The following is a 12,519-nucleotide window of genomic DNA, read 5'->3' on the forward strand; positions in this document are numbered from 1 at the left end:
AAGGCCCTCAACCAGCTGAAATCCCTCGGCTACGACGTCCAACTCACACCACGAGCCGCGGCCTGAGGTCACCATGTTTTCCTAGGAGACCCACCTGAATCAGAAGGACGGGTCTGCAGCCCCGCCGTGCTGATGGCGTCGGGTCTCGATACGCCCCTGCGGGGCTGCTCGACCAGCATGGAGAGGGGAGCCGCCGCTTCGGCGGTGCTCGACCCGCACGACGTCGGCCAGGGAATGATCCGAGGGTCCTCCCACCCTCGTTGGCTAGGCTTCACCGGTCCGCCGCCGCCGAGCGGATCCGCCCCGAACGAGGAACGCATGACGCAGAGCGCCCCGCCGCAGAGCACGGTCTGGCAGGTCGCCCGGCGACCGCGCTGGCTCGCGGCCCTGGCCCTGGCCCTCGTCATCGCGGGGCTCTTCGCGGCCCTCGGCCAGTGGCAGGTGGGACGCGCGGTCGAGGCCGCCGCGCCCGACTCCGGCGTCTCCGAGACGGTGCTGCCGCTCGACGAGGTGGCCGCCCCGTCGCGCCCGATCACCGCGACCGCCGACGGCCAGCGCGTGGAGGGCAGCTCCGAGTTCGTCCCGGGTGGCGCCGAGATCCTCGGCGGGCGTCTGAACGGCGAGCAGCCGGGCTGGTGGGTCATCGCGCGCACCCGCACCGCTGACGCCGACCTCGTCGTCGCCTACGGCTGGACCGCGGACGAGGGGCAGGCGCTGAGCGTCGCCGAGCAACTGAACGACGGCGCGGAGGCCGCTCCGACCGGCTTCACCGGCCGCCTGGTCGCGAACGAGGCCGCCGAGGTGCCCGCCGAGGGCACCGATCCGATGACCCTCACCGCGCTGTCGATCCCCGCGCTGATCAACCGCTGGCCGGACCCGCCGCTGGACGTCTACCAGGGCTACGTCGTCGTCGACCAGCCGGTGGCCGGCCTCGAGGCGATCGACTCGCCCGCCCGGGTCACCGACGTCTCGCTGAACTGGCTCAACGTCTTCTACGCGATCGAGTGGGTCGTCTTCGCCGGCTTCGCGCTCTACCTGTGGTTCCGCCTGGTCCGCGACGCGTGGGAGCGCGAGACCGAGGAGGCCCTCGAGGCCGCAGAGCTCGCGCAGAGCCCGGTCACCGCCTCCGCCCCGTAAACTGGACCCCATGCCCCTCGAGCCCAAGCCCGCGCAGTTCCCTGCGATCCGGAGCGCGCTGCGCTTCTACCGGGTGACCTCGATCATCACCGGCGTGATGCTCCTGCTGCTCTGCGCGGAGATGCTGCTGAAGTACGTGTTCCACCTCGAGCTGTTCGTCTTCGGGCAGCAGGGGATCGCGCACTTCGCCCCGATGTACGAGGTGCCGGGCGGCGAGTGGAAGTCGAGCGGGACGGGCGCGAACCTGTCCACCGGCATCCTGATCGCGCACGGCTGGTTCTACGTCGTCTACCTCTTCGCCGACTTCCGCCTCTGGAGCCTGATGCGCTGGCCGTTCTCGCGGTTCGTCCTCATCGCGCTCGGCGGCGTCGTGCCGACCCTGTCCTTCTTCGTCGAGACCCGCATCGCCCGCGAGGTGGAGCAGTACCTCGAGCGGCGCACCGCCGCCCTCGAGCCGACGACCCCGACCGACTCCGTGGAGGCCCCCCATCAGTGAGCAGTCCGGCGCCAGCGCGCCGCAGTCCGCCCCGCAGCCGCACCTCGCCGCCCAGCCCGTGCTCGTCGTCGACTTCGGCGCCCAGTACGCGCAGCTGATCGCGCGGCGCGTCCGCGAGGCGAACGTGTACTCCGAGATCGTCCCGTCCGGCACGACGGCCGCGGAGATCGCCGCCAAGTCGCCGGTCGGGATCATCCTGTCCGGCGGTCCCTCGAGCGTGTACGAGGAGGGGGCGCCGCAGCTGGACCCCGCGATCTTCGACCTCGGCATCCCCGTGCTGGGCATCTGCTACGGCTTCCAGGTGATGGCCAAGACGCTCGGCGGCGAGGTCGCGAACACCGGGCTCCGTGAGTACGGCGCGACCGACGCGTCCGTCACGGCCGACGGCGGTGTGCTCCTCGGCGACCAGCCCGTCGACCAGACGGTCTGGATGAGCCACGGCGACCAGGTCTCGAAGGCGCCCGCCGGCTTCGACGTGCTCGCCTCGACCGGCTCGACCGCCGTCGCCGCGTTCGGCAGCGACGCGCGCCGCCTCTACGGCGTGCAGTGGCACCCCGAGGTCAAGCACTCGGCGCACGGCCAGGCCGTCATCGAGAACTTCCTGTACCGCGCGGCCGGCATCCCCGCCGACTGGAACTCCTCCAACGTCATCGACGATCAGGTCGCGCTGATCCGCGAGCAGGTCGGCACCGGCCGCGTCATCTGCGGTCTGTCCGGTGGCGTCGACTCCGCCGTCGCCGCGGCGATCGTGCACCGCGCGGTCGGCGACCAGCTGGTCTGCGTCTTCGTCGATCACGGCCTGCTGCGCAAGGACGAGCGCCGCCAGGTCGAGGAGGACTACGTCGCCGCCACGGGCGTGCGACTGGTGACCGTCGACGCGCGCGAGCAGTTCCTCGACGCGCTGGCCGGCGTCAGCGACCCCGAGCAGAAGCGCAAGATCATCGGCCGCGAGTTCATCCGCACCTTCGAGGGGGCCGCCGAGGCGCTCGTGCTCGAGGCGCAGGGCGAGGGCACGTCGATCGACTTCCTCGTGCAGGGCACGCTCTACCCGGACGTCGTCGAGTCGGGCGGCGGCACCGGCACCGCGAACATCAAGTCGCACCACAACGTCGGCGGCCTCCCCGAGGACCTCCAGTTCGCGCTCGTCGAGCCGCTGCGCACCCTCTTCAAGGACGAGGTCCGCGCGATCGGCCGCGAGCTCGGGCTGCCCGAGGCGATCGTCGGCCGCCAGCCGTTCCCCGGCCCCGGCCTCGGCATCCGCATCGTCGGCGAGGTCACCCAGGAGCGGCTCGACCTGCTGCAGGAGGCCGACGCGATCGTCCGCGCCGAGCTCACCGCCGCCGGGCTCGACGGCGAGATCTGGCAGTGCCCGGTCGTGCTGCTCGCCGACGTCCGGTCCGTCGGCGTCCAGGGCGACGGCCGCACCTACGGCCACCCGATCGTGCTGCGCCCCGTCTCCTCCGAGGACGCGATGACGGCCGACTGGACGCGACTGCCCTACGACCTGCTCGCCCGCATCTCCAACCGCATCACCAACGAGGTGAGCGGCGTGAACCGCGTCGTCCTCGACGTGACCTCCAAGCCCCCGGGCACCATCGAATGGGAGTAGCCGCGACCGCGGTACGTGAACGGGCCTCCTGCGGGGGCCCGTTCGTCGTCGTGGGCGGGTGGTCCGATGAGCAGGTGATCCCGGCGCGAGAGCGCGCTCGCCCGCGTCGGACGTCGACGGGCGGCCGGATCGCCTGCGAATCGGACGGGGGCAGGAGGGACGAGCGGGTCAGACGGGGGTGTCGAGGACGCCGACGAAGCGGGTGCCGATGCCGTCGTACTCGTCGCGGCGGTGGCCCTCGGGGTGGTGCGGCCACGCGTCGGGGGAGTGGTCCTCGCAGACGAGGAAGCTGAAGTCGGGCCACCACTTCTTCGGGCGGGCGGACTCGGAGCGGCCGCAGATCGCGCAGTCCAGGGTCACCCAGACCGGGCGCTTCCCGGTGCGGTTCTCGCGGGACTGGGCGAGCCAGGCCGGCGGGTCCTGCTCCAGGGCGACGAGCTCCTCCTCGGAGAGGCGGGTGGGCAGCCCGTGCCGCGTCGCCATCTCGACCGGGATGTCGAGGCGCTGAGCGGCTTCGCGTCGCGTGATCATCGGATCACCCTAGCCGAGCGCCGGCCGGGGAGCCCGGGTGCGCGGCCGGAGCGAGGCCCGCGCGACCAGCCACTCCAGCGGCCCCTGGCCGACGAAGCGACGCCAGAGCAGGGCGCCGAACACCGCGACGACGGTGAAGGACGCGAGCAGCGTCCAGCTCTGCCAGGCGGCGAAGTCGAACGGCTCGAACGGGATCAGGTACACCGCCAGCGCGACGAGCTGCACGGAGTAGACCGTGAGCGGCATGGCCCCCACCGCGGCGAGCGGCGCGGTGACCGCACGGACGACGGCGAGGCGCGCGGCGAGCGCGGTGAGCGCTCCGATCGCGACGGCCGCGAGGCCGCCGGCGCCGACGATCTCGGCGGTGGTGCTCGAGTGCGCCTCGACGCTCTCCGGCCCGCCGAGGGCGAGGCCGACGCCGTAGCCGAGGACCGCGGCGATCGCGCCGCCGATCACGAGCCAGCACTGCGTCGTGGCCGAGCGGATGTCGCAGCGCGCGATCAGCAGCCCGAGCATCACGTAGGCGAGCCAGGAGGGCACGGGGTAGTACTGCGTCAGCCAGGTGAGCGGCATCCGCGCGAGCAGGGCGTCCTCGGGGGAGAGCGTCGCGATCCAGTCGTTCCCGGTGGTGACGATCCGGTCGACGAGCAGGGGGCCGCCGGTCGCGAAGACGGCGGCGAGGACGGCGAGCACCGCTCGCGGCAGGAACATCAGCAGCGCCGCGACGACGAACATCAGGCCGTAGTGCGGCAGGATCACCGCGATCGGCGTGCCGAGCAGGTTCAGCCCCACGCCGATCACGAGCAGGTAGAGGCCGCGCAGGAGGATCGACGCGGTGTCCAGGAGCGGACGGGTCGAGCGCGTCGCTCCGCCGGACATCAGGCCGATCGAGACGCCCGCGAGGACGGCGAAGAGGACGGCGCTGCGGCCGTCCCAGATCATCTCGCGCTCGGCGGGTGCGAGGTGCGCCGCGAGCATCCCGAGCACGGCGAGACCGCGGGCCACATCGAGGCCGACGATGCGGGTCGGAGCGGCGGCCATCATTCCTCCATCGTCTCAAAAGCGGCGGGCGGGGCTGCGCGGCCCGGCCGCAGAACGACGGACGGGCGCCCGACCGGTGAGGTCGAGCGCCCGTCGGGCCGGTCCGGATCGCTCCGGAGCGGACGTGACTACTGGCGGAAGATCGAGATCAGTCGCAGCAGCTCGAGGTACATCCAGACGACGGTGACGAGGATGCCGTAGGCGCCCGTCCAGCCGTAGATGCGCGGGGCGCCGTTGCGGACGCCCTGCTGGATGAACTCGAAGTCCATCACGAGGGAGTAGGTGGCGAGCGCGATGGCGATGAGGCCGATCACGATGCCGATGAAGCCGGTGCGGAGACCGAAGCCGCCGCCGACGCCGAACAGGCCGAGGCCGAGGTTGACCAGCGAGAAGACCGCGTAGCTGATCATGCCGATGAAGAAGATCTTGTTCAGCTTCGGCGAGGTGCGGATCTTGCCGTTCATGAACAGCGCCAGGGTGACGCCGATCACGACGACGGTCGCGAGCAGGGCCTGGACGACTGCACCCTCGTAGGCGCTCTCGAAGAAGCGCGAGATCGCGCCGACTCCGATGCCCTGGGTCGCGGCATAGCCGAGGATCAGAGCCGGCGACGGCACCTTCTTGAAGGCGTTGACGATGCCGAGGACCAGCGCGACCAGCACGGCGGGGAGCATCAGCCCGGGAACGAACCAGCCCACCGCGGCACCCGCGAGGAGCACGACGAAGGCGAGTGCCGTCTTCGCGAGGGTGTCCTCGACGGTCATCCGGTTGGTGTCGGCCGAGCCCGCGGCCGGACGGTTGTACATCTGGTCGAGCGTGCCGGGCGACACGTCCGGGACGTCCTGCACGCGGCCGGCGTAGCCCCGGTTGCTGAACTCCGGACGACCGAACGCCGGGTTGTTGCTTGCCATGGTTCCTCTTCTCTCAGGTGCGCTCGACGGTGACGGACGGATCCGTCGGGACTCGCGGAGCTGAGTCGCTGTGACTGCGGGATCCACCGGCCGCCCTCTCGGGCCGCAGGCGGTAGGTCCACAGTATCTGAGAACATCTCTCAGAGTCTGGCTATTCCCTTCGCGGGAGCCCCGGTTCCGCCCGGAGTCGCCTGCCGCCGCCCGTAGGATCGCCGCATGCCGACCCGTCCCGTCCCGCTCGTCATCGGTCACCGCGGGGCCAGCGGCTACCGCCCGGAGCACACCAGATCGGCCTACGAGCTCGCGATCGCGCTCGGTGCCGACGCTGTCGAGCCGGATCTCGTCGCCTCGCGCGACGGGGTGCTGGTGCTCCGGCACGAGAACGAGATCTCCGGCACGACTGACGTGGAACGTCGCCCCGAGTTCGCGCAGCGTCGCACGACGAAGCGCGTCGACGGCAAGGAGATCTCGGGCTGGTTCACCGAGGACTTCACCTGGGCCGAGCTGTCGACGCTCCGCGCGCGGGAGCGGCTGCCGGCCGTCCGCGCCTCGAGCGCCACCTTCGACGGGCAGTTCCCGATCCTGCGCTTCAGCGATCTCCTCGCCCTGCTCGACCGGGCGGGGGAGGAGTCGCCCCCGTCGCCTCCGGGGCTCGTCGCCGAGATCAAGCACGCCACGTACTTCGATGCGCTGGGTCTGCCGCTGGACGTGCTCCTCGAGCAGGAGCTGGCCGCGGCGGGCTGGGCGCGGACCGATCCGCGCCTCACGATTGAGAGCTTCGAGAAGACCGTCCTCGAGCGCCTCGCGGTCCGCGGAGTGGGCACCCGGCGCGTCTACCTGATCGAGTCGCGCGGCACCCCGCCCGATCTCGTCGCCGCCCACGGCTCCCGGGCGACACCCTACGCCGACTTCGTCACTCCCGCGGGCCTGCGCGGTCTCGCCGGGACGGTCGACGGCGTCAGCGTCGACAAGAGCATGCTCTTCGGGCGGGACGGCGCCGGGCGGGCCGTGGGGACGAACTCGCTGGTCGCCGACGCGCACGCGGTCGGGCTGCAGGTGTACACCTGGACGCTGCGCGCCGAGAACCGCTTCCTCGAGAAGGTGCACCGGATCGGCCGCGAGCCGGAGGCGTACGGCGCCTGGCAGGACGAGTTCCGCGCGATCCTGCGCACCGGGATCGACGGGGTGTTCGCGGACCAGCCGGACCTGGCGATCGAGGCGCGCGCTGCCGAGGACGACGCCTGGGCGGGGTCCGCCGGCTGATCCCGATCGCGCGGCCCGGCGAGTGCGCAGGCGACCGGGAGCCTCCGCTGGCATCATCGGGCCGACGACCCCGCCGCCCGGCGTCTCCCGCCGGTGCCGACCGATCCCGCCCCGCACATCCCGAGAGGAGCCCGACCGTGAAGACCCGCGCCCGCATCACCCGCCGCTGGATCGTGTTCGCCGTGCTCGCCGCACTCGGGGTCGCGGTGGTCTACGGACTCGCCGTGCTCACCCCGCAGGGGCAGGCGGCCGAGAACTCCGGGCTGCGCGGCGCCGATCTGGTCTTCGGCCGGGCCACCGGCACCGCCGCGGGCGCGCTCGCCGACGTCACCCCGGTGTCGATGATCGGCGGTGCGCTGCTGGTCGCGGCGATCGCGCTGATCCGCCGGCGTCCGGCGCTGGCGCTCGCCTCCGTCGGCTCGATCGTGGTCACGGCCGGGCTGACGCAGCTGCTGAAGAACGTGGTGCTCGAGCGGCCGCTGCTCGTCGAGACCGACTCCTGGTACACCGGCGGCAGCTTCCCGAGCGGTCACACCGCGGCGGCGGTGTCGGTGGTCTTCGCGCTGGCGATGGTCGTTCCGGGACGCGGGCGCACGGTCGTGCTGGCGATCGGAGGCGCCGTGGTGGTGCTGGTCGGGAATCTGACGATGGCCGCCTCCTGGCACCGCGCGAGCGATGTGCTGGGCGCCGATCTGGTCGGCCTCGCCTCCGCCTCCCTCGCCTGCGCCTGGCTGTCGACGCGGGCGCAGGTGGGGCGGGCGCCGCGGAAGCCGCCGCGCCGGACGGTGCTGCGCGTGCTGCTGATCTGCTCGGTCGTGCTCGTGCTGACGCTCGGGGCGCTCGCCGTGCAGGGCATCCAGTACTACCCGGACGACACCAAGGACCTCACAGCGTTCGTGCTGCTGCAGGTGCTCGCGGTGGCGACCTCCACGGTCGCGGTGGTCGGCTTCGCGCTGGCCTGGCGCGGGCTCGACATCGGCGGGCCGCTCTCCGCGCCCGTGCGGCGGCCGCGCGCCGCCTGAGCCCGGCGGGGCCCGACCGGGTGGCGTCCCGCGGCGGGGTGTCGGAGGCGCGATCTACACTCGGAGGGACATGAGCCTCCTCTTCGATCCGAGCGATTCCCGCGCCACCCCGGTCATCGTCGGCGCGCCCGGCGGGCCCTCCGGCGACTCCGCGCGCACCGACCCCGAGCACGAGCGCCTCGTGGCGGGTCTCAACCCGCAGCAGCGCGAGGCGGTCGAGTACCGCGGCGACGCGCTGCTCATCGTCGCGGGCGCCGGCTCGGGCAAGACCAGCGTGCTGACGCGGCGCATCGCGAGCCTGCTCGGCAGCGGCGAGGCCTGGCCCAGCCAGATCCTCGCGATCACCTTCACCAACAAGGCGGCCGCCGAGATGCGCGAGCGCGTCGAGAAGATCGTCGGCCAGGCCGCCGAGGGCATGTGGATCTCGACGTTCCACTCCGCCTGCGTGCGGATCCTGCGGCGCGAGGCCGAGAACTTCGGGATGACCTCGTCGTTCACGATCTACGACTCGGGCGACCAGCGGGCGCTGCTGAAGCGGATCGTGAAGGACCTCGAGGCGGACTCGCTCGGCATCACGGTCGCGAGCGCCTCGTCGAAGATCTCGAAGCTCAAGAACGAGCTCGCCGACGTCGACTCCTACGCGCGGACCGCGAACATGAGCGACCCGAACGAGGAGATGTTCCTCCAGGTCTTCCGCGCCTACTCGCGCGCGCTCGAGAACGCGAACGCCTTCGACTTCGACGACCTGATCGCGCAGACGGTCTACCTCTTCCGCGCCTTCCCGCACGTCGCGGCGAAGTACCAGCGCCGCTTCCGGCACGTGATGGTCGACGAGTACCAGGACACGAACCATGCGCAGTACTCGCTCATCCACGAGCTGACCCGGGCCGTCCCGCCGGCGACGATCGCGGCGGCCGCCTTCGACCGGCCGTACCGCGGCCCGGTGACGGCCGACGGCTCGATCCCCGGCGCCTCGCTCACGGTCGTGGGCGACTCGGACCAGTCGATCTACGCGTTCCGCGGGGCGGACATCCGCAACATCGTCGAGTTCGAGCGCGACTTCCCCGGCTGCCGGGTGATCCTGCTCGAGCAGAACTACCGCTCCACCCAGAACATCCTCTCGGCCGCGAACGCCGTCATCTCGAACAACTTCGACCGCCGCGCGAAGAACCTCTGGTCGGCCAGCGGCGAGGGCGAGAAGATCATCGGCTACACCGGGTACTCCGGCCACGACGAGGCGCAGTTCGTCGTCGACGAGATCGCCCGGATCCACGCGGCCGGCACCGGCTACGACGAGATCGCGGTGTTCTACCGCACCAACGCGCAGACCCGCGCGCTGGAGGAGATCTTCATCCGCTCGGCGCTGCCCTACCGGATCCTCGGCGGCACCAAGTTCTACGAGCGCGCCGAGATCAAGGACGCGCTCGCCTACCTGATCACCGTCGCGAACCCGGCCGACGTGCTGGCACTGCGACGGATCATGAACACGCCCAAGCGCGGCATCGGCCCGGCGACCGAGGCGCAGCTGCAGTCCTTCGCGGACACCAACGCGGTGACGCTGCGCGAGGCGATGCGGAACGCCGGGTCGCTCGGCATGGGCCCGAAGGTGACGAAGGCGATCGTCGACCTCGCGACGCTCCTCGACGAGTGCGCCCTGATGCTCGACCCGGGGCGGCCCGAGGGCGAGGCGAAGGTGCACGAGGTGCTGTCGGCGCTGCTCTCCCGCAGCGGGTACATCGACATGCTCCGCGCCAGCCGCGACCCGCAGGACGAGGCGCGCGCCGAGAACGTCGACGAGCTGATCGCCGTGACGAAGGAGTTCGCGCGCAACAACCCCGACGGCGGTCTGGTCGACTTCCTCACCGAGGTGTCGCTCGTCGCCGCGGCGGACGACCTCGACGACGACTCCGGGACCGTGTCGCTGATGACCCTGCACACCGCGAAGGGGCTCGAGTACGACGCGGTGTTCCTCACCGGCATCGAGGAGGACCTGCTCCCGCACCGCATCTCGGCGAACGAGCCGGGCGGCCCGGCGGAGGAGCGGCGGCTGTTCTACGTGGGCATCACCCGCGCGCGCAAGCGGCTCTACCTCTCGCTCGCGATGACCCGGGCGCAGTACGGCGAGACGTCGGTCGCGATGCCGAGCCGGTTCCTCCAGGAGATCCCAGCCGAGCTGATCGAGTGGCGCCAGTCGCCGGGGGCGGCGACCTCGCGCGGCGGCACGCAGCCGCGGGCGCTCAACGCGCAGCGGCCCGGCTTCGGCCGCTCGAAGTCGAACACCGAGTTCCGCCAGGCGCTCGCCGCGGCGCCGAAGGCGAAGGGCGAGTTCCCCAATCGGATCACCGGGATGGTGCGCGACAACGGCGACCTCGAGCTGATCGCGGGCGACCGCATCCGGCACACCGACTTCGGTGAGGGCCGCGTGAACGCGGTCACCGGCGAGGGCAGCAAGCGGGTCGCGCACGTGCTCTTCGACCAGGTCGGCGCCAAGAAGCTGCTGATCAAGGTCGCGCCCATCGAGAAGATCTGAGCCGGTCGGAATGCCCCGTGCCGGTCGACGAGTCGTGAGCCGCTTCGGGGGCCCTGCGGCCGACACCGCGACGAGCGGAGGCGGGCCGCTCGCGGCGCGGGTGGCGACGGAGGCGTTCGCGCCGCCGGTGCTGGCGATGGTCGTCCCGCTGATCGTGGGTGCGCGGGTCGCGGACCCGCCGCTGCTCGGGGTGGCCTGGGGAGCGCTCGCCGCGCTCTTCGTCGGCGTGCTGCCGTACCTCGTCGTGCGGCTGCTGATGCACGCGGGGCGGATCCGCGGCGATCACCACGTGCCGGACCGCCGTGAGCGGGCCCTGCCGATCGGGCTCGCGCTGGTCTCGATCGTGGTCGGGCTCGTGCTGCTCGCCGTGCTCGGCGCGCCGGCCGCGGTGACGACGTTCGGCGTGGTGACGGTGGCGGTGCTCACGGTGATCGGGATCGTCAACCTCGGCTGGAAGCTGTCGGGGCACGCCGCGGTCGTCGCGACCTGCGCGGTGGTGGTGCTGATCGCCTACGGCCCGTGGTCGCTGCTGATCACCGTGCCGATCGCGCTCTGGACCGGCTGGTCGCGCGTGCGCCTCGGCGCCCACACGCCGGCGCAGGTGATCGCGGGCGCCGTGGTCGGCGCCGCGCTCGCCTCACTCGTCTGGGCCTTCCTGAGCTGACCCCCTCCGCGAGATGCCACTTGTGCACGCTCGACACGGCGTGTCGCGTGCACAAGTGGCATCTCGCGGAGGGGGAGGGGGCTACTTGTCGCAGGCGATGCCGTCGCCGTCGTTGTCGAGGCGGTAGCTGTCGGGGCCGACGACCGTGACCGGGCCCTGGATGTAGACGGGGCCGTCGCCCGTTCCGGAGGCGCAGTCGCCGTCGGAGGCGATCGGGACGCACTCGCCGGCGTAGCTGGAGTGGCAGCCGGCGTCGGCTGCCGCGGCGACCGGGGCTGGGGCGGGGGCCGGGACCAGCGTGCCGACGCGGGTGACGTCGTCGACCGCGGGTGTGGTGACCGCCTCCGACAGCTGCGCGCGGGAGACCTCGACGCCGTCGTGCTTGACGACCTCGAAGGTGCGGGTGAGCACGCCGTCGACGCCCGCGACGACGGTGCTCGTGCCCTGCGCGGCGCTCGGGTCGTCCTCGGTGCGCGAGGACCGGGCGATCGGGGCGGTCTCGGTGACCTGCTCGGTCGTGATCACGACGGTCGGGGTCGGGGTCGGGGTCGGCGTCGGCGTGCGGGTGGGCGCCGGCGTGGTCGTGCGGGTCGGAGCGGCGGCGAACGACGCCGGGCTCTCGGTCCCGGACGCCACGGCCTGCTCGTCGGCCGGTGCCGGCGCGGACGTGGCTCCGAACGCCGACGTGCTCAGCACCAGCACGAGCATCGCGGCGGCCCCCGTCATCGCCGACGCCCGGCGGCGGCGCGGCAGTCCGAGCCAGGTCGGCCGGCGCAGGAGCACGCCGTAGGCGGCCGTGATCAGCACGACGAGAGCGACCATGATCAGCGCCGACCAGGGCCCGCCTGTCAGCCAGGCGACGAGGGCGAGGAAGGCGGTGACGCCGCCGACGACCCACTGCAGCGGCGTGAGGCGGAGGCGGGTGAGCCGCAGTGATCCCGCCCGGAGCGGCCGGCGTCCGGACGGGCTGCGGTCCGTGGAGGCAAGGCCGGCGGGAACGCTGTCCTGCGGTCGGCCCCCGGACCGGAGGAGGGCGGGCAGGGCGGCCGCCCGCCGGCGGACGGCGGAACGCGGATCGGCGGAGCGGGCGTTCCGGCGGGCGCGACCCGGCAGATCGGGCGGGAGGTGCGGGTGGCGGGGGCTCATGGCGGTTCTTCCTGATGGCGCGGCGGGACGCCTCAGCATGCCCCACGCGCGCCCCTCCCCGTGTCCCCCTTACAGGGCAGACTCTGCACAGCGCTTCCGAGCCCTCCTCTTCGCGAGATGCCACTTATGAGCGCGACACGCCGGGAAAGGCGTGCACAAGTGGCATCTC

General features: G+C 72.3%; 11 protein-coding genes. 7 read left to right on the forward strand and 4 right to left on the reverse strand.

Annotated elements, in window-relative coordinates; genetic code table 11:
• Positions 1-318 precede the first annotated feature (318 nt).
• Genes EDF36_RS15890 through guaA form a run of 3 tightly spaced genes read left to right on the forward strand, consistent with a single transcriptional unit; the run spans position 319 to position 3,242 of the window.
• Entirely contained in the window at positions 319-1,137 is an 819-nt protein-coding gene (locus EDF36_RS15890; protein WP_185020515.1) for an SURF1 family protein, read from the forward strand.
• A gap of 10 nt (positions 1,138-1,147) precedes the next feature.
• Positions 1,148-1,633 (forward strand): DUF3817 domain-containing protein, encoded by a 486-nt coding sequence (locus EDF36_RS15895; RefSeq protein WP_123445099.1) that lies wholly within the window; start codon positions 1,148-1,150, stop codon positions 1,631-1,633.
• A 58-nt stretch (positions 1,634-1,691) separates the two neighbouring features.
• Positions 1,692-3,242 carry a glutamine-hydrolyzing GMP synthase gene (gene guaA, locus EDF36_RS15900; RefSeq protein WP_221181678.1) on the forward strand — a complete coding sequence of 517 codons (1,551 nt, stop codon included), beginning with the start codon at positions 1,692-1,694 and terminating at the stop codon, positions 3,240-3,242.
• A gap of 168 nt (positions 3,243-3,410) precedes the next feature.
• Here the strand turns inward: guaA and EDF36_RS15905 are convergent, their stop codons facing one another.
• From EDF36_RS15905 to EDF36_RS15915, 3 genes are all read right to left on the reverse strand, one after another.
• Positions 3,411-3,773 (reverse strand): hypothetical protein, encoded by a 363-nt coding sequence (locus tag EDF36_RS15905; RefSeq protein WP_123445101.1) that lies wholly within the window; start codon positions 3,771-3,773, stop codon positions 3,411-3,413.
• Between the two features lie 9 nt (positions 3,774-3,782).
• Positions 3,783-4,814 (reverse strand): DUF418 domain-containing protein, encoded by a 1,032-nt coding sequence (locus EDF36_RS15910; RefSeq protein ID WP_185020516.1) that lies wholly within the window; start codon positions 4,812-4,814, stop codon positions 3,783-3,785.
• 128 nt (positions 4,815-4,942) lie between these two features.
• A complete protein-coding gene (locus tag EDF36_RS15915) occupies positions 4,943-5,725 on the reverse strand; it encodes a Bax inhibitor-1/YccA family protein (protein WP_123702166.1) in 783 nt (260 codons plus the stop codon).
• 216 nt (positions 5,726-5,941) lie between these two features.
• On the opposite strand from EDF36_RS15915, the gene EDF36_RS15920 reads away from it, so the two are divergent.
• The 4 genes from EDF36_RS15920 (at position 5,942) to EDF36_RS15935 (ending at position 11,204) form a co-directional block, all read left to right on the forward strand.
• Entirely contained in the window at positions 5,942-6,988 is a 1,047-nt protein-coding gene (locus tag EDF36_RS15920; RefSeq protein ID WP_123733752.1) for a glycerophosphodiester phosphodiesterase family protein, read from the forward strand.
• 137 nt (positions 6,989-7,125) lie between these two features.
• Positions 7,126-8,010, forward strand: a complete 885-nt coding sequence (locus tag EDF36_RS15925; RefSeq protein WP_123733753.1) for a phosphatase PAP2 family protein — start codon at positions 7,126-7,128, stop codon at positions 8,008-8,010.
• Positions 8,011-8,080: 70 nt separating this feature from the next.
• Complete coding sequence (locus EDF36_RS15930) at positions 8,081-10,540, forward strand: ATP-dependent helicase (RefSeq protein ID WP_123733754.1); 2,460 nt, start codon at positions 8,081-8,083, stop codon at positions 10,538-10,540.
• Positions 10,541-10,574: 34 nt separating this feature from the next.
• A complete protein-coding gene (locus EDF36_RS15935; RefSeq protein ID WP_123733755.1) occupies positions 10,575-11,204 on the forward strand; it encodes a phosphatase PAP2 family protein in 630 nt (209 codons plus the stop codon).
• Positions 11,205-11,285: 81 nt separating this feature from the next.
• Here EDF36_RS15935 and EDF36_RS21870 read toward each other — a convergent pair whose 3' ends face one another.
• Positions 11,286-12,350: a G5 domain-containing protein gene (locus EDF36_RS21870; protein WP_260300749.1), complete on the reverse strand. Its 1,065-nt coding sequence runs from the start codon at positions 12,348-12,350 to the stop codon at positions 11,286-11,288.
• Positions 12,351-12,519 lie beyond the last annotated feature (169 nt).

The sequence above is a fragment of the Rathayibacter sp. PhB152 genome, assembly GCF_003751395.1.
In the GTDB taxonomy this organism is placed as follows: domain Bacteria; phylum Actinomycetota; class Actinomycetes; order Actinomycetales; family Microbacteriaceae; genus Rathayibacter; species Rathayibacter festucae.

What these genes read in the sequence shown, in the direction of transcription:
- EDF36_RS15890 (WP_185020515.1), top strand. Translation starts at nt 319, where the DNA reads ATGACGCAGAGCGCCCCGCCGCAGAGCACGGTCTGGCAGGTCGCCCGG.
- EDF36_RS15895 (WP_123445099.1), top strand. Translation starts at nt 1,148, where the DNA reads ATGCCCCTCGAGCCCAAGCCCGCGCAGTTCCCTGCGATCCGGAGCGCG.
- EDF36_RS15905 (WP_123445101.1), bottom strand. Translation starts at nt 3,773, where the DNA reads ATGATCACGCGACGCGAAGCCGCTCAGCGCCTCGACATCCCGGTCGAG.
- EDF36_RS15910 (WP_185020516.1), bottom strand. Translation starts at nt 4,814, where the DNA reads ATGGCCGCCGCTCCGACCCGCATCGTCGGCCTCGATGTGGCCCGCGGT.
- EDF36_RS15915 (WP_123702166.1), bottom strand. Translation starts at nt 5,725, where the DNA reads ATGGCAAGCAACAACCCGGCGTTCGGTCGTCCGGAGTTCAGCAACCGG.
- EDF36_RS15920 (WP_123733752.1), top strand. Translation starts at nt 5,942, where the DNA reads ATGCCGACCCGTCCCGTCCCGCTCGTCATCGGTCACCGCGGGGCCAGC.
- EDF36_RS15930 (WP_123733754.1), top strand. Translation starts at nt 8,081, where the DNA reads ATGAGCCTCCTCTTCGATCCGAGCGATTCCCGCGCCACCCCGGTCATC.
- EDF36_RS21870 (WP_260300749.1), bottom strand. Translation starts at nt 12,350, where the DNA reads ATGAGCCCCCGCCACCCGCACCTCCCGCCCGATCTGCCGGGTCGCGCC.